This is a genomic window from Flavobacterium sp. B330r (assembly GCF_056824325.1).
Window position 1 is genome coordinate 2,666,937 of sequence record NZ_CP124860.1, and the last position, 18,621, is coordinate 2,685,557.

16 protein-coding genes are annotated in these 18,621 nt (G+C 32.8%); 6 read left to right on the forward strand and 10 right to left on the reverse strand.

The genetic code is table 11. The annotated features are described in order from the left end of the window. Positions 1–4 precede the first annotated feature (4 nt). A complete protein-coding gene (locus tag QLQ95_RS11940; RefSeq protein ID WP_320492733.1) occupies positions 5–844 on the reverse strand; it encodes a DUF6268 family outer membrane beta-barrel protein in 840 nt (279 codons plus the stop codon). A 231-nt stretch (positions 845–1,075) separates the two neighbouring features. Here QLQ95_RS11940 and QLQ95_RS11945 point away from each other — a divergent pair, with 231 nt between their 5' ends. Both QLQ95_RS11945 and bamG read left to right on the forward strand, forming a co-directional pair. Further along, complete coding sequence (locus QLQ95_RS11945; RefSeq protein WP_482503925.1) at positions 1,076–2,404, forward strand: DUF4270 family protein; 1,329 nt, start codon at positions 1,076–1,078, stop codon at positions 2,402–2,404. Then, positions 2,405–3,640: a BamG family beta-barrel-assembly machinery protein gene (gene bamG, locus QLQ95_RS11950; protein ID WP_428237321.1), complete on the forward strand. Its 1,236-nt coding sequence runs from the start codon at positions 2,405–2,407 to the stop codon at positions 3,638–3,640. A 4-nt stretch (positions 3,641–3,644) separates the two neighbouring features. On the opposite strand, the gene murI is transcribed toward bamG, so the two are convergent. From murI to QLQ95_RS11990, 8 genes are all read right to left on the reverse strand, one after another. Then, the gene (gene murI / locus QLQ95_RS11955; protein ID WP_320492737.1) at positions 3,645–4,421 is read right to left on the reverse strand and encodes a glutamate racemase; all 777 of its coding nucleotides are present in this window, start codon (positions 4,419–4,421) and stop codon (positions 3,645–3,647) included. Positions 4,422–4,567: 146 nt separating this feature from the next. Beyond that, on the reverse strand, positions 4,568–5,071 hold the full coding sequence (locus QLQ95_RS11960) for an OmpH/Skp family outer membrane protein (RefSeq protein WP_172426837.1): 504 nt from the start codon (positions 5,069–5,071) through the stop codon (positions 4,568–4,570). 14 nt (positions 5,072–5,085) lie between these two features. After that, positions 5,086–6,120 (reverse strand): OmpH/Skp family outer membrane protein, encoded by a 1,035-nt coding sequence (locus tag QLQ95_RS11965; RefSeq protein ID WP_320492738.1) that lies wholly within the window; start codon positions 6,118–6,120, stop codon positions 5,086–5,088. A gap of 42 nt (positions 6,121–6,162) precedes the next feature. Further along, positions 6,163–8,913, reverse strand: coding sequence for a BamA/OMP85 family outer membrane protein (locus tag QLQ95_RS11970; RefSeq protein WP_095927881.1), 2,751 nt, complete (start codon positions 8,911–8,913; stop codon positions 6,163–6,165). After that, positions 8,846–9,586 carry an isoprenyl transferase gene (locus tag QLQ95_RS11975; protein WP_095927880.1) on the reverse strand — a complete coding sequence of 247 codons (741 nt, stop codon included), beginning with the start codon at positions 9,584–9,586 and terminating at the stop codon, positions 8,846–8,848. Before QLQ95_RS11975 ends, QLQ95_RS11970 begins: the two co-directional genes overlap by 68 nt. Positions 9,587–9,589: 3 nt before the next feature. Then, a complete protein-coding gene (porG, locus tag QLQ95_RS11980; protein WP_320492740.1) occupies positions 9,590–10,282 on the reverse strand; it encodes a type IX secretion system protein PorG in 693 nt (230 codons plus the stop codon). 173 nt (positions 10,283–10,455) lie between these two features. Beyond that, the gene (locus QLQ95_RS11985; protein ID WP_379796157.1) at positions 10,456–11,340 is read right to left on the reverse strand and encodes an NAD kinase; all 885 of its coding nucleotides are present in this window, start codon (positions 11,338–11,340) and stop codon (positions 10,456–10,458) included. Positions 11,341–11,440: 100 nt separating this feature from the next. Beyond that, positions 11,441–12,100 carry a CBS domain-containing protein gene (locus QLQ95_RS11990; RefSeq protein WP_250834099.1) on the reverse strand — a complete coding sequence of 220 codons (660 nt, stop codon included), beginning with the start codon at positions 12,098–12,100 and terminating at the stop codon, positions 11,441–11,443. A gap of 115 nt (positions 12,101–12,215) precedes the next feature. Between QLQ95_RS11990 and QLQ95_RS11995 the strand changes: the two genes are divergently transcribed. From QLQ95_RS11995 to QLQ95_RS12005, 3 genes are all read left to right on the forward strand, one after another. Further along, complete coding sequence (locus tag QLQ95_RS11995; protein ID WP_320492742.1) at positions 12,216–12,929, forward strand: pyridoxine 5'-phosphate synthase; 714 nt, start codon at positions 12,216–12,218, stop codon at positions 12,927–12,929. A 79-nt stretch (positions 12,930–13,008) separates the two neighbouring features. After that, positions 13,009–15,276 carry a TonB-dependent receptor plug domain-containing protein gene (locus QLQ95_RS12000; protein ID WP_482503930.1) on the forward strand — a complete coding sequence of 756 codons (2,268 nt, stop codon included), beginning with the start codon at positions 13,009–13,011 and terminating at the stop codon, positions 15,274–15,276. Positions 15,277–15,282: 6 nt separating this feature from the next. Beyond that, positions 15,283–16,152: a DUF4249 domain-containing protein gene (locus QLQ95_RS12005; RefSeq protein WP_482503932.1), complete on the forward strand. Its 870-nt coding sequence runs from the start codon at positions 15,283–15,285 to the stop codon at positions 16,150–16,152. Positions 16,153–16,183: 31 nt separating this feature from the next. Here the strand turns inward: QLQ95_RS12005 and QLQ95_RS12010 are convergent, their stop codons facing one another. Further along, entirely contained in the window at positions 16,184–17,596 is a 1,413-nt protein-coding gene (locus QLQ95_RS12010; protein WP_482503933.1) for a hypothetical protein, read from the reverse strand. A gap of 209 nt (positions 17,597–17,805) precedes the next feature. Between QLQ95_RS12010 and QLQ95_RS12015 the strand changes: the two genes are divergently transcribed. Further along, positions 17,806–18,570: an alpha/beta fold hydrolase gene (locus tag QLQ95_RS12015; protein ID WP_320492746.1), complete on the forward strand. Its 765-nt coding sequence runs from the start codon at positions 17,806–17,808 to the stop codon at positions 18,568–18,570. Positions 18,571–18,621 lie beyond the last annotated feature (51 nt).

Here is an 18,621-nt window from a genome sequence, read left to right on the forward strand (position 1 = left end):
ATATTTATTGTTTGTATTTGATCCCTATTCCTAAAACGTAACCATTTCCGCTATTGTAGTCATATACTTTATGGTCACTGTTATCTAGTAAATTGTATTTTTTATTGAAATCGTAACCAGCTTTAAAATTTAAAAACCAATTGCCAGTAACATTTCTTTCATATTCTAGAGCAGATGTCATTTGCGATAAAACTGCTTTTTCGGCATTATTATCTGTATTTGTTTCGTTCAAATGATAAAAATTTCCATTAAAACTATTCGTCAGACTGAATTGGTTTCGATCATTATTAGAATAAGAAATTCTCGAATCTGGGAATCCAATTTTAAAATCGGTTTGCTCATTCATTTTATAATCAAAAAACACAATCGGCGTTATTTTTGGTGCTCCAAAAATCGATGTTCTGCCAGCTCCGACAATTAAATTTATTTTTGAAGTCAACTGCTGGCTTATTGTCAAACTTCCTAGAACTGTCAGGTCTGAAAAATCCAGTTTACTTTGGAAATTTGCTGTCGGAATTACAGAAAGTTGCCATTTAGTTTTTTCGGCTATTTCAGACGAATATTCGAATTTGTTTTGAACTTGATTGAATTTATCCTCATCCGCATAAAAATTATAGGGATTGAATTCGTAATTCACCTTCAAATTAGAATATTCTAACGTGTTCGCTATTTTGCTTTTTGTTCCTAGTTTCTTCTGATAAAAAACAGCAACATCTGTTTCGCTAAAATTTATCTTTTCTGTTGGCTCAGTTTTAAAATTTACCGTAGCGCTAAAGTTTTCCTGAGCTTTTAAACCTAAAAACGAAATCAAAAAAAGAGAACAAACTAAAAACCTTACTTTCATTATTTATTTTATTGGTTCAAAATTAGATGGATGGAGCCCTTAAAAAAAAGAAGATATATATATGACGTGTTTTGATAGACAAAATCGCTGTTTTTAAGGTCGAATTAGAATTTGAGAATAGAATTCAGATTATAGATCGTTTTGCGCAATTTGTAGCTTAAAAAAGCGCGATAGTATATGTTATAGTGTGTTGCCAAAGTGCACAATTTATATTTGCCCAAAAATTAAATTATGCACAAGTTTATATTGATACTGCTTTTTGTATTTACCCTATTTTCATGTGGTACAGATACAGATACTGGAGAATTTACTGTTGGTTCAGATTATCTTGCTTTAAGCAATAAAGTAATTATGATAGATACTGTGACAGTAGAAATGTCAACAATCAATTTTGACTCTCTGGTAACTTCGGCTAAAAACAGAATCTTGGTTGGAAATTATGATGATCCTATTTTTGGGAAAGTCAAATCAAACAGCTATTTTCAGATTTCAAGCAATATTTATACGTTAAATAGTGCAGGCTCTGATACTGACGCTGTAAATTATGTTTTCGATTCTATTTCGATGATTCTTAAATACGATAAGTATTATTATGGAGATACTACAAAAGTTCAAACATTTGATATTCATCGTTTGCTTCAAAAAATTAAGGCCAATACTGGCGAGAGTGATTTATACAACAATTCGGCATTTAATTATAGTTCTGAAAGCTTGGGAAAGATATCCTTTATGCCAAGACCAACACAAAAGGACTCTATAAATATTAAAATGAATGATGAGTTTGGAGAAGCTCTCTTTCAGAAAGTAAAAAAGAAAGAAGTTACAGATTTAGATAGTTTTACCGAATATTTAAAAGGACTTGTTTTGGTTCCAGACACATCGAATTCTTCTAGTGTAATCGGATTTAGTGGGGGAAACAGTAAAATTCGATTGTATTATTCAAAGTATAAAGGAGATGCAGATCAAGCCTCTTATTATCTCGATTTTACAATTATTGACAATACAAAACAGTTCAATTCTATTTCTCTGGATAAAACGGGAACCATACTGCAAAATCTTCCCGTTTCTAGCAGTAATCTCTCCAGTAAGTTAACCAATAATCAAGGATTTATTCAGTCAGGAACAGGAGTTGCCTGCAGAGTTGAATTTCCTAATATTAAGCAGTTTAAAAATATCTCGACCAGCGGAGCTATTGTAAATGCCGAATTGTTCGTTAAGCCAATCAATAATTCTTATTCAGATAAATATCCGTTGGCAGATTCTTTGGCGGTTTATGTTGGAGATAATCTGAATCGAATAAGCGGGACATTGGTGAATTCTGCTGGAACCACTGTATATGGAATATTGAATAAAAAGAGTGACGAGTTTAATGAAAATTTAGGCTATACAATTCCGATTGGTGCTTTTCTTCAAAAAGAAATGCTTAAGCAAGCCGATTCTAGATCATCGCTTATTCTGACATTACCTTCGATTTCTAAATCGGTTAATCGAATTGTTTTAGGAAATCAAAAACATGTCGACAACAAAATTCAGCTCAAAATTTATTACATCTCTTATTAAATGAAAAATAAAATTGTTTTATGGAGTTGCTTCCTTTTAATGTCGCTGACTTCGTTTTCTCAAAGTATCTCAAGTTCTCCATACTCACTTTATGGTGTTGGAAGCTTGTATGATTCAGATTTTGGTAATTTGCCTTCAATTGGTGGTTCTGGAATTGCTTTGCCTTCAGATACTTTTATCAATAATCTAAATCCGGCATCTTTAGGATTTATGTATCAGAATCACTTTCTTTTTGATATTGGAGGGAAAGCCATTGCGACAACTTATCAGAGCAGTACTCGTACAGAAAAGCGAAATAATTTTCAATTTTCTCATTTGGCTTTTGCTTTTCCAGTTACTAAAAATTCTGGTTTTAGTTTAGCACTTCGTCCTTATTCTAGTTCGGTGTTTAAGATTTCAAATTTAAAACTCCCAATTGCCGATAGCCAGGAATATTATTATGTGACGGCGCAGGGATCTGGAGGTTTGAACAATTTGGATTTTTCATACGGATATAGATTTGGAAAAAAATTAACATTGGGAGCAACAGGAACGTTTCTTTTTGGAAACACAGTAGACGATCGTGCTTTTTTGATTTCGAATGCCATTACGACCATACATAAAAAAACAGATTATAATGGCGTACGCGCAACATTAGGAGGGCAATTCAAAATAGATTCCACTTTTACAATCGGGACGACAGTTAAAGTTCCGTCAAGAATAAAAGCGTCCAAAGTACAGTCGGTAGCAAGTATTGCAGATGAAGTGGAGACTGCTGTAGAAACCAATGTAGCTACAGATACAGACGATTATTACATGCCTTTAGAGTTAGGTTTTGGAGTTAGTAAACGATTTAAAAATAATTTGAATCTAACTTTAGATTATGAGAAGAGTTTCTGGGATAGCACAAAGCAATCTGAACTTTATGGAGAATTTGTAAATCAAGACCGTTTTGCACTAGGAATTTCCTATAATGCTAAAAAGAATATTAGGAAATATTGGGATAGAGTAGGGTATTCTGCAGGTATAAATTTTGACAATGGTTATCTTGAAGTTGATAAACATCGTGTCAATAATGCATCTGTTTCTATTGGATTAAACTTGCCAATCGAAAATACATTTTCGTCACTTAACATTTCGTATTCTTATGGGCAGAAAGGCCGAATTGCAAATGATTTAATAAAAGAAAATTACCATAAAATATCAATCAATTTGTCGCTGGACGGAATTTGGTTCGTCAAGCGAAAGTTTGAATAATGATTTAAAAGTCTTTTTTGATTACGGGATATTTATATTCTAAAATTGACTCCAAAACTTTTGGGTTTGAGTTGACATAAAATATAGGATCATGATCTGCACTTTCAGAAAAACCGACTTTATCACGTAGCAGATTTTTAGTCTGACGCGCAACAGCTTCTCCTGAATCTATTATTTTAATATGATCTGGGAGAATTTTTTTTATCTGAGGAATTAGATAAGGGTAATGGCTGCATCCTAAAACCAAATAATCAATATTAGCTTCAATCATAGGTCGTAGATAAGATTCTAATAATTGAGTCATTTCTGGCGAATACAAATTGCCATCTTCAATAAGCTGTACAAGTCCGTGACCTACTTGCTCAATGATTTTAGTGTTCTGAAACATCTCAGCAGTTTTATTAAACAATTCGCTGTTGAGAGTTCCTTTTGTAGCTAGAATTCCAATTACCTGTGTTTGAGAATTGTTTGCAGCAGGTTTAATAGCGGGCTCAATTCCAACAAACGGAACATCATAATCTGCACGAAGTTCAAATATAGCATTTGTAGTTGCAGTGTTACATGCTACAACAATTAGTTTACAATTATTCTCTAGTAGAAATTCTACGTTTTTTTTGCTTAATGCAACAATCTCTTCTTTGGTTCTTTGCCCATAAGGAGCATTTTTATTGTCAGCCAAATAAATGGTTTTTTCGTTTGGAAGAAGATCATGAATAGCGCTCCAAATGGAAGTTCCGCCAATACCAGAATCAAAAACGCCTATAGGATTATTGTTTATCATAAAGCAAATTTAATATTTTTTACTATAATTCGTTATTCTAAGTTAAGTCAAATCTTGAAATAATTTCAAAGATTACTTTTAAATTTTTGCAAAAAAAAACTGCTCAATTACAAAATTGAGCAGTTTAATTATAGAGATTTAATTTCTTAGAATCCTAAATCTTTTTTCACGTCAGCAGTGATGTTTGGACCATCAGCTAATAATAAAGTAGAACCGTCTAAAACATATTGGAAACCTTTAGCTTTTCCTACTTTTTGAATAGAAGTTCTAACTTTTTCCATTAATGGTTTTACGATGTCAGTTTCTTTTTGTTGTAATTCTTTTTGAGCATTGTCTCTGTAATCAACAATTCTCTTTTGCATATCTTGAACCTCTTTAGAACGCTCACCGTTTACAGCATCAGTTACAGTTGCAGCTTCAGCTTCGTACTTTTTGATTTTTACTTGATATTCGTCAACCATTTTTTTGTATTCAGCATCATATGTACCACTTAATTTTTGCAGTTGATTTTGAGCATCTAGCATAGCAGGCATTTTCGACATGATCTCGCTTACATCAACATGAGCTACCTTCGCTTGCGCGTTCATTGTGTTACTTGCTCCTAAAATAAGAATTGCAGCAATTAGTAAAGTTTTGATTTGTTTCATCATTTTTAAAATATTAATTAATTATTGGTCGTATTTGTTTTTTGCGATTCGGCTTCTTTTGCTTTTTTAGCCGCTTCTCTTTCTTCTAAAATTTTCTTTCTTCTTTCTTCCAATTCTTTTTTACGTTGTTCGTAAAGTAATTGTCTTTCTTCTGCTTTTGTCATTCCAGACTGTTCAGCTGAAGGTGTCTCTCCATTGGCATCAGGCGTTGCTGTTTTTGCAGTCGAGTTTGTATTAACAGCACCACTCGTTGCAGCAGGAGTGGCTATTGTTGTAGCTGTTCCAGAAACCGTGCCATTTTTTTTCGCATCTCTCTCTTCTTGCAGGGCTTTTCTTCTATCGTCGTATTCTTTTCTCTTAGCCTCTTGCTCTAGTTTTCTATCTTGAATAAGCTTTTCTCTAGCAGCTCTTTTCTCGTCAAGTGCTTTTTGGCGATCAGCCATTGCTGGATTTTCGTCAATTGCATTCTCAAGATTTTCTTTAACTTCTTGCTCTTTCAATTGTTTCTTTGTTAGCTGCTCACGTTTTTCAGTACGGTTTAAGATTCTTAAAACCTGATCGCTAATATCAAATCTTTTATTACTAAAAAGCATTGTAAGATCTGATGATTTGTCAAAAACAAAATCGTAATTTTTTGCTTCTGCGATATCTTGCACAGCAGTAAAAACCTGATCCTGTATAGGCTTTGCTAAAGCCGCTTTTTGTCTCATTAGATTTCCATCAGAACCAAATTGTTTCTGCTGATAATCCATCATTTCTTGTTCAAGAAACTTAATTTCGGTTTCTCTTTCTTCTATTAATTCTTTTGTAAGTAAAGCTTTTTCTGTCTTTAAGCTTTCTTTCAAATTATTTATATTTAATTTTTTGGCCTCTACCTCTTGTTTCCACTTTTGAGCTTTTTGCTCTAATTGTGATTTAGCTTCTTTATAATCGGAAACATTTTCTAAAATATATTCCATGTCGATGTAGCCAATTCGAGTAGTCTTACCTTGTGCCTGACTTGTATTTGCTACAATCAAGGCTAAAAATATAAATAAAAATTGTTTTCTCATAACATAACTTTATTTGATGATTTTTAACCAAACGTTATTTCTTTAAAATTGTTGTCCAATGATAAAGTGTGTTTCCCAACCATTAGCTTTTGTTTGTCCTGGAAGAGCGTCAAACCCGTAACCAAAGTCAATACCCAATAATCCAAATGCAGGCATGAATACACGTAAACCAGCACCAGCAGAACGATTTAAGTCGAATGGGTTATAATCTTTAAACGTTGGGTATGATGAACCTGCTTCTAAGAACGTTAATGCAAAAATAGAAGCCGATGCTTTTAATGTAATTGGGTAACGTAATTCCATAGAGAATTTGTTGTAAATCGTTGCTCCAATTGCATCACCATTTGCATTTACCGGAGTTAAAGAGTTATTTGGATAACCTCTCAACTGAATAGTCTCTCTACCATCCATTGAGTAGTTTGCCATACCGTCACCTCCTAAGTAAAAACGCTCAAACGGAATCACACCTCTTTCTTGGTTATAAGCCCCTAAGAAACCAAATTCAGTAAGTGTTCTTAATACTAATTTTCCATAGACTTTAGTATACCAGTCTCCTTTAAATTTAATTTTATAGTATTCTAACCAGTTGTATTTTTTCTGATCGACTTTTGCTACATCTGTATCAGCACTTGCAAAATCAGATCCAACACTTACATAACCAGATGTTCCATTTATAGTTTCTGTTTTAACATAGTCGCCAGTGTTAAGTGGTTTTCCGTCTATACCGCTTCCTGATGTTCCTGTATATTGTGTTTTGTATTCCTTTTCATTTTGTAAATTACCATAATCAACACCGTTAAATAATGAATATGGAGGCGTAACTTTAGCACTAATACTAAATTCAGAACCATAAGTAGGAAATATTGGGTTTACCCCTTTATTGCTTCTTGAAAGTCCAATTGTATAAGCTAAGTTTCTTGATGCACCATTACCAAAAGTAAACAAACCTGTATTATAATTATTCAAGTCATAGTGCTGATAACTTACAGATTGTGATAATACGAAGTAGTCATCTGGCACAGTTAACCTTTTTGCTAACCCAACTTGGATTGTAAAAATATTAAAACTTTTGCTTTTATCAACAGTTCTAGTGATGTAATTGTTAAGAAATTGCTTACTGTATGAAATAGATGAACTAAACTGTACGGGTTTCTTTCCTCCAAACCATGGCTCTGAGAAAGATAAACTATAGGTTTGGAAATAGGTACTTCCTTGTAAACGAAGCGCAACTTTTTGTCCGTCTCCCATTGGTAAAGGCTTATAAGCTTCTTTGTCAAAGATCTTTCGCGCCGAGAAGTTGTTAAACGAAAGCCCCAATGTACCAATGAAACCTCCACCGCCATAACCTCCTTGAAGTTCGACCTGGCTCGATCCTTTTTCTACTACATTGTACTCAATATCTACAGTTCCTGCTCCAGCATCTACGTTTTTAAACTTAGGGTCAATTGCCTCAGGATCAAAGAAACCTAATTGTCCAATCTCACGAATGGTTCTAACTAATTGTTCTTTACTATATTTTTCACCTGGTTTTGTTCTTAACTCACGGTAAATAACGTGGTCGTTTGTTTTGTCGTTTCCAACAACAGTAATTTTATTGAAATAAGCGATAGGACCTTCTGTAACTCTAATCTCAAAATCAATAGTGTCATTAACCGTTTTTACCTCTACAGCATTGATGTTAGAGAATAAATAACCATTGTTTTGGTATAGATTCGTAATGTCTTCTGCGTCTGGTTTAGTCTTATCTGCAATTCTTTTTTCTAATAAAACTCCGTTATAAGTTTCTCCTTTTTTGATTCCTAAATAACGGCTTAGGAGCTGATCTGAATAAACAGTATTTCCTAAGAATTTGATATTTCCGAAGTAATATTTGTTTCCTTCTTCTACATTAATCTTAATTGCAAGAGTATTTTTTTGCTTGCTGTATTGAACAGAATCGTAAATAATACGGGCGTCACGATATCCTTTTTCTTTGTAAGCAGCAATTACTTTTTCTAAGTCAGTTTTGTATTTCTCTGGAATAAATTTAGATGCTTTAAATACACGAATGAAATTTTTCTGTTTCGTGTCTTTCATTGCGGCGCGCAATTGATTGTCAGTAAGCTGTTTATTGCCTATGAAATCAATGCTGCTAATTTTAACTTTGTCTCCTTTATCTATTCTAACAAGCATATTAACTTGATGTCCATTAATAGTGTCAGGAGTGTTTGTTATAGTAACTTTCGTATTATAAAAACCTTCTTTTTTGTATTTGTTTTCGATGTAATTTTTGGTCGTAGTAATTAAGTTTTCGTTGACAATTTTATTCTTTGTCAGGTTATTATCTTTAATTAATCCTTCGATTTTGCTTTTCTTTACACCAACGATTTTAACTTCGTTTAATTTAGGAAGCTCAACAATATCTAGGTCTAAATAGATACTGTCGTTTTCTACTTTGTTAACATAGAAAGCGATTTCGTCAAAAAGTCCTAGTTTACCTAATTTTTTAATTGCGCTACTGATTTCTTCTCCAGGCACAGTAATTTCTTGACCTTTTTGAAGTCCTGAAAAGGTTACAACAGTTTGCTCATTGAAGCTTATTTTACCAACAACAGAAACTTTAGCTAGAATATATTTTTTTCCTTGATCAAAAGGAACTCTTTCTTGTGCTTTGACTTGTGAAAAACTACCCAGTAATAAAAGGGCACAGATTATTTGTGGTATTCTTTTTTGTAACACTAAAAAATTATTTAATTTGTTCACTGGTTTTTCCAAATCTACGTTCTCTTTTTTGATAACTAATAATAGCCTCATATAAATCTTGGTCTTTAAAGTCTGGCCACAAGACATTAGTAAAATATAATTCTGCATAGGCAATCTGCCACAGTAAAAAATTACTTATTCTATGTTCTCCACTTGTTCGTATTAATAAATCTACGTCTGGTAAATTTTGCGTGTAAAGATGCTCATTTATAATTGAATCGTCAATAGTGTCTATTGAAATTATATTATTTTTAACTTTATCACTAATTGACTTTATGGCATTTACTAATTCTTCTCTAGAGCCGTAGCTTAAAGCGAGAGTAAGAGTTAAGCGAGTATTGTTTTTCGTTTTTTCCATAACATCCAAAAGTTCTTTTTGGGCTGTTTTGGGTAATTTGTCAAGATTTCCGATTGCGTTAAGGCGAATATTGTTTTCTTGAAGCGTAACAAGCTCTTTCTTTAATGAATTGATCAATATTTTCATCAATGCCTGAACTTCCAATTTAGGACGATTCCAATTTTCTGTAGAAAAAGCGTATAAGGTTAGATATTCAATACCAAGCTTAGCTGAAGTTTTGATTATTTCTTTTACAGATTTTGTACCGTTTTCGTGGCCAAATGCGCGCAAAAAACCTTGTTGTTTTGCCCATCGTCCGTTACCGTCCATAATAATGGCCAGATGCTTAGGTAAGTTTGTGTGATCTATTGATTCTAGTAAATTCATTTTTTAGTATGCGCAATAGCATGGTTTCTTTCCAAAGGTATACGTTAATGTCATACCTGAAAAAATATACCAGTCATTATTATTTAAATTTCCAAATTTCATGATATTTGGACTGCTTGTATTAGGATTACTTCCGTCAAGATTATCTGTAAAGGTGTAGCGCGCACCAACTTCAGCGGCTAAAACAAAACGTGGTGATATATTTGATTTTATACCTAATATAATAGGTATAGCAACCGAGCTTTGATTTTTTAGCTCGTATACGGTGTTTGGACTTGAAGTATATCGGTATAAATTATTGTAGAAAAAGTAATTTAGACCAGTAAATACATAAGGTGTTATTTTGGTGTGATAATCGTGAAGATTAAAATCAAAAAAATTGAATTCTAAACCAGCAGAAAGCTCTTTTATATCATTGTCAAAACGATAGCCTCTCTGATTTCTTCCAGTTTCATCAGATTTATAATCATTTCCACTAATGTTTGATTGTGTATAAGAGAATCTCCAGGCATGTCTCGGACTTCTGTTCCATTTGTAAAGAACTCCAAAAGCTAGCTTTTCTGGGGCTATGTAAGTTGTTTTTCCAATATCACCTACAAAGTTGCTTCCGCCAAGAAAAACACCAAGCTCATTGATTTGAGCATTAAGTGTAATAAAGGGGAAAAAACATAACAATAAATTAAAAATTTTCTTCATTTAATTCAAAATTGCGTGCAAATATAATAATTATCAATACGAATCAAAGTTCCTTTGGTTAAATGTGCTTTTTTTTCAATTTACGATATGATTTAGAGCCATTTAATGATGATTCACTACATGCAGAACGAGAAAATGTGGTATTATCGTATAGTGAAGAATCAGAAAAGAGTTTAATTTCTTTTATCTTCTCCCCAGAGCAGTTTGTTTCTTAAGGTCTTTAAGAAAGTCTCGCCTGGTATTTCAACCATTTTAATTTTGTAATCTGTTTTTTTAATCTTTAAAATAGACTCGTTTTTTACAGAAGAAATTCTCGAGTCTAAAGAAACCAAATATTGGTCTTCTCTTCCTGTTACTCGAAGTGTAATTTCGGTATCGTCTGGAATAACAAGCGGTCTGGCAGTTAAATTGTGAGGGGCAATTGGCGTAATTACTAAACTTTTTACATCTGGAGTTAAAATGGGTCCGCCGCAGCTTAGAGAATATCCAGTAGAACCAGTTGGTGTAGAAATGATTAATCCGTCGGCCCAATAAGAGTTTAAATATTCGTTGTTCAAATAAGTTTCTACTGTAATCATCGAGGTTGTATCTTTTCTACTCACTGTAACTTCGTTCATAGCGAAATTAAGTTCTTTAAAGGCTTCATTAAAAGGTTCGCATGTAATTCCTAATAAAGTTCTTTCAGAAGTGGTGTAGTTTTGATCTATTACATATTGCAATAAACTCTCGATATTTTCTTTCTGAACTTTAGCTAGAAATCCTAAACGTCCAGCATTTATACCTAATAAAGGAACACCGGAATTACGAACAAAAGCAGCGGCCCTTAAAATCGTTCCATCACCTCCAATACTAATAAGCATTTCGAAACTATTGTCTAAAGCAGTACTTGGCGAAAAAGTTTTGTATTCTTTTTTTACAAGCTGTTTTTCATAAAGCATATTCAGGAAGTTTTCTTCAATTACCATTTCGACATTATTGGTATTGAAGAATGAGAAAATGTCTTTTATGATAGGTTCAGTGCTATTCTGATAGTATTGTCCGTAAATGGCTATTTTCATTCTTTGTAAATTAGATAATTTGTCAATGTGTCAATTAGATAATTTGGAAAAATGCGAAAATTATCTAATTAACTAATTCTCCCATTGGCACATTCATAATTTATATGTTGAGATATTTGTCTAAATAATCTGATCGCTCTTTTAAGCTGTTAATATAGTTGTCCTCTTGATGTTCTGAAATAATTTCGTATCCATATCTTCTATACGTCTGGATAATTTCATTGATTGCTCCTAAGCCTATTTTTACCGTAATCTGAACATTTTCGGTATCAGCTTCAGAAACAAAACAGCCTAAAATCTTACCATTATTGCTTTCTACAATTTGCGTTACTTCGCTCATAGAATAATCCAAAAGTCCTTTCTGAACAATAATAATTGCACCTGGCTCTTTTAAAAACGGAGTTTCCTGAAAAAACTTCATGATATCTTCCATTTCATAGTAGCCTATGTAAGTATTGTTTTCGTCAAGAATAGGGAGAATATTGGTATGATTTTTTGCGAAAACTTCTAGAACATCTAACCAAATCATAGATTTTCGCGCAAAAAAACGTTCCAAAGTATATTTGTAATCAATTGCTTTTTTATCAATGTCAAATGTTTCAACATCATCAGAAGAGATGCTTCCGATGAAAATACCATCTTCTAAAATCGGAAAATGAGAAAAATTTACATCGATAAAAAAGTCCTGAATCGAAGCAATCGTTTCCTGACTGTCAATCGCTCTGAAATCGTTTGTGATATAGTTTGTAATTTCTGTCATAAATCAATTGAGGATATTTGATGCAAAATAATCAAAAAATACCGAAAACCGCTCTGTTTTACTTTGTATTTTTGTCGTAACAAATATAAGATTACTAGAATTAATATCTATTTATATGACAAAATTAAGTGTAAATATCAATAAAATAGCAACGCTTCGAAATGCTCGAGGCGGAAATGTTCCAGATTTATTAAAAGTAGCTGCAGATATTCAGCGATTTGGAGGGCAAGGAATCACCATTCATCCGCGTCCAGATGAGCGTCATATTCGTTATCAGGATGCACGCGATTTAAAAGCAGTTGTTATTACAGAATATAATATTGAAGGAAATCCACAGCATAATTTTATTGATTTGGTTTTAGAATGCAAACCAGATCAGGTAACCTTAGTTCCAGATGCAATTGGAGCAATAACATCATCTGCAGGCTGGGATACCATCAAGAATCAAGAATATTTAACAGAGGTCATTGGCGAGTTTCAAAGAAACGGAATTAGAACTTCGATTTTTGTTGATCCAATTCTAGAAATGATTGAAGGCGCTAAAAAAACAGGAACGGATAGAATAGAATTATACACAGAATCTTTTGCACATCAATATAGCTTAGGAAACGAAAAAGGAATTGATCCTTACACAAAAGCGGCAGTATTGGCAAACGAATTAGGTTTAGGAATCAATGCTGGACATGATTTAAGTTTAGACAATATCAAATTTTTCAAAGAAAATATTCCAGGTTTATTAGAAGTTTCTATAGGCCACGCTTTAATTTCAGAGGCACTTTATCTTGGATTGGATAATACCGTAAATATGTATCTGAATAAGTTGAAGTAAACTTTCTACTTAAAACAATTATAACCTGATACATTTGGGTTATAATTGTTTATTTTCGCACTTTTCTTATTAAAACGAAGTGCCAAAATCTATTATTTTCTTTCTCTTGTTTTCCTTTTCTGGCCTCTTTGCACAGACCGTAAAGATATCTGGAAATATAAAATCTTCTGACAGCCAAAATCTTGTTGGCGCAAATCTTTTTTTAGAAGTAAATAAAAAACAATGGAATGTTGCTACTGATGTTTTAGGGAATTTTTCAGAACACATTTCTTCTGGCAGACTTGTTATAAAAGTCGATCACTCTGATTTTATCTTAAAAACTATTGAGTTCGATATTCTAAAAGATACCGTAATTGCTATAGTCTTAGAAAAAGATATTTCTCAGTTAAAAGAGGTTATCGTTTCAAGTGATAAAAAAAATCAAATTAAAAATTTATCTGGCGGAAGGTTATCTTTTAACTTGAAAGAATTAAACGGTGTTCCAACACTTTTGGGAACAACAGATGTGATCAAACTTTTGCAGTTAACGCCTGGAGTACAAAACTCAGGAGACGCAAATGGTTATTTGTATGTTCGTGGTGGCGATCCGGGCCATAATGCGATTTTATATAATGAAACTCCAATTTATGGAATGTCGCATTTATTAGGGATATTTCCTTTTTACAATACAGATCATATTAAAGATGTTGAATTTGACAAATCGAGTTCGAATGCAAAATATGGCGGACGTTTGAGTTCTACAACACTTTTAAATGCCAGTAAAAAACTTCCTTCTGAGTTTTCGATTCAAGGGAATGCTGGAATTCTGGCATCGCAGGTAACTTTAGCAGTTCCTGTAAATGACAAAACCGGATTCTACATTTCTGGAAGAAAAACCTATATTGATGAAGTCGTTGGACCGTTGCTAAAATCTGATTCGAAGAATGATGTTCAGGATATGAAATATGGTTTTTCGGATGCCAATATTACTTTTTTGTCTCAAGTCTCAGAAAAGAATTCATTTTCTTTAAATGCTTTTTACAGCGCTGATAAACTCAAAATAAAAGATAAAAATTTTGCGCTTGACACCGATTTAAAATGGAGTAATTTTATAGTATCACCATCTTTAACGACCACATTTTCGTCTAAAGTAAGTATGTCTAATACGGTTTATTTTAGCCAATACTCGAATGACTTAAATATGGAGCAGGCAACAATTGAGTTTGGAGTTTCTTCTTATGTAAAGGACTTAGGATTTGCAAATTCAGTAAGATTTTCAATCCATAATGTTCCGTTTGAATCTGGATTGCAATATGTTTATCATGACTTGCAACCTCAAAAAATAAATGTCGAAAATCTGGCAACAATTGACAATTATTCTCAAAGAAAAATTGATGCCAACGAAGCCGCAATTTTTGTGAGCGCCAAACCTAAATTATTGGAGAATCTAACAGCCGAATTAGGACTTCGAATGAACTACTATATTTCGGGATCTGATTCGTATCTGCATTTTCAACCGCGAGTGGTACTGAATTATTATGCAAACGAAAAGTATTCGTTTTATGCTTCTTACAATAAACAATATCAATATTTAAGTTTGATCACAACTTCGAGTGTTGGTATTCCTACTGATTTTTGGATTGCGAGTTCTGACGGAATTAAACCGCAGTCTTCTAATGAGTTTTCTATTGGATCGAATCAAAATATAAGCAGAAATTTTTCTTCTTCTTTTGGAGGGTTTTATCGTTCGATGAAAAATCTACTCGAATATCCTTATGGAATAACTCAGTTTAATGAAATTACAACTTTAAAGAACGATTTGTATGTTGGAGAAGGTAAGGCGTACGGATTTGAAATGATGTTGAAAAAAAGCAATGGAAAATTTACAGGCTGGTTAAGCTATACTTTGAGTTGGTCTGAAAGAAACTTTGATGAATTGAATAATGGCAACACGTATTTTGCAAAATATGACAGACGACATAATCTTTCAGTAGTTGGAATGTATGATTTAAATACAAAATGGAATTTTGGAATAACTCAAATATTTGGTTCTGGAAATAGATTTACAATGCCAACCTCGTGGTATTTTATAAATAATAATCCTGTAAAAGAATATTCGGGATATAATAATGCTCAAATGCCAAATTATATCAGAACAGATCTTTCAGTTAATTATTATTTTATAAAAACCTCTAAGAAAGAAAGTGCTTTAAACTTTTCGATTTACAATACACTTAATGTTTCTAATCCTATATATGTTGTTTTGGATGTCGAAGTAAACGAAAACAAAGATAAAGTTGTGGTAAAGCAAGATGAGAAAGTTTTATATAGAATTCTTCCTTCGATAAGTTGGAGATTTAAATTTTAAAATGAGATGAAAAAATATCTATTGTTTCTTTTGGGTTTATTAACAGTAAGCTGTTCTAATGATAATTTTAGTGAGCAGAAAAACATAGAATCTAAAATAGTGGTAGAAGGCTGGATTGAAGAAGGAGATTATGCAAATGTTTTGTTGTCTAGCAGTATTCCGGTAACAGATGGCATTGATTCTACAAACGTTTTAAATCATGTGATTCGATCTGCAAAAATTACAATTTCTGACGGAGAGCATTCAGAAGTTTTAAGAGTAAAAAACGATAAAAACCGTATTCCTCCATTCGTATATTTTGGTTCAACTCTAATGGGGCAAGCAGGGAAAGAATACACGATGAAAATTGAATATTTAAACCGTGTTATTGAAGCAACTACCACAATTCCAAAATCGGTACAGCTTAAAAGTGCAGAATACATAAAAAAGAATGCAACAGATACAACGGGCTATGTTTTTGTGAAATTTGATGATCCAGTGTCTGAAAAAAATTATTACCAAATTGCAACAAAAGTGGAAGGAGAAGAACCGATTTTTGTTCCCTCTTTTTATGGTAATTTAGATGATAAAAATTTCAAAAGTTCTGCCATTGAAATGCAGATCAACAGAGGAATTTTATTGTTTCCTAAAACTAAATTCACACCGAATTTTACTGATGGAGATTTGATTCATGTAAAGTTACGAACTCAAACTAAAGAATCTTTAGACTTCTGGAATAGTTGGCAAAACGAAATTGTGAATGCCAAAAATCCAATTTATCCGTCGAATACAAGTTTAAAATCGAATATAAAAGGAGGAATAGGTATTTGGGCAGGATATGGGCAAAGTAATATTATTCTTCAAACTTCTTCTAAAAAACAAAGCCGATTTGAGTAATTCAAATCGGCTTCATTTTTATTAAAAAGGTTTATTTGCTTTTTGTTTGAAAAGCGCTTGTGAAATCTGTAAATTTAGTATGAAGTGAATTAAATATTTCAGAGAAATAAACATCCATCGCAGCTTCTGTAGTATCATTGAACTTTAAATAAACTACTTCATCAAGATAAGGTTGTGCAAATAGTTCGCCATTAGGGCTCCATGTCCAATATTTTCCTTGAGCATTCCAAACAGGTAAACTAACAAGATAATCGTCTCCAACTTTTTCAGAACGCAAAACGATATCAGCGATTTTAGTACCGTCTTTTTTAGAAACTAAAGACAATTTCGTGTTTTTGTTAAAGCTAGCTGCTTTTCCTTCAGATATTTTTTTCTCATAGGCATTCAAAGCTGTGTAATAAGCTTTATAGTCACTTTTAGGATTTTCACCGTCAGGAGATGCAGGGCGAGTATTGTTTTTGTATAAAGCTTCTTTATCGGCAGCGTCAGCAGCTAAATCTGTATTACCAATAACAATAAAGTTATCCATTATTGAAAACAGCGTATTTGCTTTTCCTTTGTATTGGCTTAGTTCTACATTTTCGATCAATTTGTCGATATCAGCAGTACTTGCAACATTAAAGTTAATTAAGCTTTTTCCGTTATAAGTAAACAATGCTTTAGAAGTAGTTTCTGTACCTTTCTTACCGCTCATTTCCCAAGTATAACCGTCATTTAAGGCTAGTTTGTAGCTGTAATCTTCTGGCGATTTGTTTTGGCTTGAGTATTTTGCATTTGAAGTAAAAGTAGCAGCTTGTGCACCATTAATAGTTAAAAGAGCCTCTACAGTTGATGGTAAGTAAAACCAATCTTGTACAGAAGGAGTAATAGGTCCGTATTGCTGCGTTTCTGAATTGTAGCCCCAGTCAGCATAAGTGTCAACATTTGAAAATTTAATGCTTGAAGAAGTGCTTTTAGATGTTAATACAGCATTGTTTGTAGTTTGTCCTTCTTTTGCAGGGAAAACAAATTTCAATTCTGTAGTTGAAGCCGTTTTAGTCCATGTTTTTTTAGCATCATCCCAAGTATATGTACCATATACGCCCGAAATGTTTAAAACTTCTTCTACACCATTTTGACTTTTTCCGTCAAAAAGATCAATATGTTTAAGGCTAAACAAACGGCCTAAGTTTTTAATAGCTTCGATTGCTCCAGAGGTTTTGCTTTTGTCCAATTGAACAAGCATTTCATTAGCTTCAGCTTCAAATTTTGTTTTTTGCTGTGCAGGAGTAAGGTTTGAATACGGCTGTTTTAATAAAGCAGCAATTTGCTCTTCTATGGTTAGCTCTACTTCTGGTTTTGGGTCTGGTTTTACTTCTGGAATTACTTCGTCGCTGTTGTCGCTAGAACATGAAATCATAAGTTGCGAAGCAATCAATGATAATAAAAGTAGTTTTTTGATCATGATTTGTGTTTAAATTAAAATGAAATTTTAGATTTTATTTTGGAGCGCAAGGTAGCAGATTAAATTCTCTAAACATTACGGGAAACCGTAAGTATGTAAAGTTTTTTTTATTAATATCAGGATCTGAAAATGTTTTATAGATATATCTGTTATCGTCGTAATGGATAAGTTTTTTACATTTGTAAATAGAATTTTTATAAGTAAATTAAATGTTATACTCAAAAATAGAAGGCGAAGGAAAACCATTTGTCATCATGCACGGATTTCTAGGAATGTCTGATAACTGGAAAACTCTTGCGGGGCAATATGTAGAAGCCGGATTTCAGGTTCATATTTTAGATTTAAGAAACCACGGGCGCAGTTTTCATTCAAACGAATGGAGTTACGAAGCAATGGTTCAAGATGTATACGAATACTGTCAGGCAAATAATCTAACACGAATTGATATTCTTGGACATTCTATGGGAGGAAAAGTGGCAATGCTTTTCGCAACAACACACCCAGAGATTGTAGATAAATTGATTGTGGCAGATATTGGCCCGAGGTTCTACAAACAGCACCATCAGGAGATTTTGGCAGGATTAAATGCAGTTGATTTTTCGGTAAAGCCAAGCCGAAATGATGTTGAGGAAATAGTGTCTCAATATGTTCCGGATTTTGGAACACGTCAGTTTTTGCTGAAAAATTTATATTGGAAGGAACCTGGGCAATTGGCATTTAGATTTAATCTTGAAGCGTTTAATAATAATCTAGATGCTATTGGAAAACCTTTGGCCGACGATTTAGTTTTTAATAACCCAACATTATTTATTCGTGGAGGAAACTCTGGATACATTCAAGATGAAGATTTGGACGGAATCCGTAAGCATTTTCCAAATTTAAAATTAGAAACCATCCCAAATGCTGGGCATTGGCTTCATGCTGAAAATCCGAAAATGTTTTTTGAATTGACAACAGAGTTTTTGAAAGAGTAATTATTTTTTGATGAAAAATTAGTACTTTTAAATAAATTTTAAACCTGAATA

What these genes read in the sequence shown, in the direction of transcription:
- QLQ95_RS11940 (WP_320492733.1), bottom strand. Translation starts at nt 844, where the DNA reads ATGAAAGTAAGGTTTTTAGTTTGTTCTCTTTTTTTGATTTCGTTTTTA.
- QLQ95_RS11945 (WP_482503925.1), top strand. Translation starts at nt 1,076, where the DNA reads ATGCACAAGTTTATATTGATACTGCTTTTTGTATTTACCCTATTTTCA.
- bamG (WP_428237321.1), top strand. Translation starts at nt 2,405, where the DNA reads ATGAAAAATAAAATTGTTTTATGGAGTTGCTTCCTTTTAATGTCGCTG.
- murI (WP_320492737.1), bottom strand. Translation starts at nt 4,421, where the DNA reads ATGATAAACAATAATCCTATAGGCGTTTTTGATTCTGGTATTGGCGGA.
- QLQ95_RS11960 (WP_172426837.1), bottom strand. Translation starts at nt 5,071, where the DNA reads ATGATGAAACAAATCAAAACTTTACTAATTGCTGCAATTCTTATTTTA.
- QLQ95_RS11965 (WP_320492738.1), bottom strand. Translation starts at nt 6,120, where the DNA reads ATGAGAAAACAATTTTTATTTATATTTTTAGCCTTGATTGTAGCAAAT.
- QLQ95_RS11970 (WP_095927881.1), bottom strand. Translation starts at nt 8,913, where the DNA reads ATGAGGCTATTATTAGTTATCAAAAAAGAGAACGTAGATTTGGAAAAA.
- QLQ95_RS11975 (WP_095927880.1), bottom strand. Translation starts at nt 9,586, where the DNA reads ATGAATTTACTAGAATCAATAGATCACACAAACTTACCTAAGCATCTG.
- porG (WP_320492740.1), bottom strand. Translation starts at nt 10,282, where the DNA reads ATGAAGAAAATTTTTAATTTATTGTTATGTTTTTTCCCCTTTATTACA.
- QLQ95_RS11985 (WP_379796157.1), bottom strand. Translation starts at nt 11,340, where the DNA reads ATGAAAATAGCCATTTACGGACAATACTATCAGAATAGCACTGAACCT.
- QLQ95_RS11990 (WP_250834099.1), bottom strand. Translation starts at nt 12,100, where the DNA reads ATGACAGAAATTACAAACTATATCACAAACGATTTCAGAGCGATTGAC.
- QLQ95_RS11995 (WP_320492742.1), top strand. Translation starts at nt 12,216, where the DNA reads ATGACAAAATTAAGTGTAAATATCAATAAAATAGCAACGCTTCGAAAT.
- QLQ95_RS12005 (WP_482503932.1), top strand. Translation starts at nt 15,283, where the DNA reads ATGAAAAAATATCTATTGTTTCTTTTGGGTTTATTAACAGTAAGCTGT.
- QLQ95_RS12010 (WP_482503933.1), bottom strand. Translation starts at nt 17,596, where the DNA reads ATGATCAAAAAACTACTTTTATTATCATTGATTGCTTCGCAACTTATG.
- QLQ95_RS12015 (WP_320492746.1), top strand. Translation starts at nt 17,806, where the DNA reads ATGTTATACTCAAAAATAGAAGGCGAAGGAAAACCATTTGTCATCATG.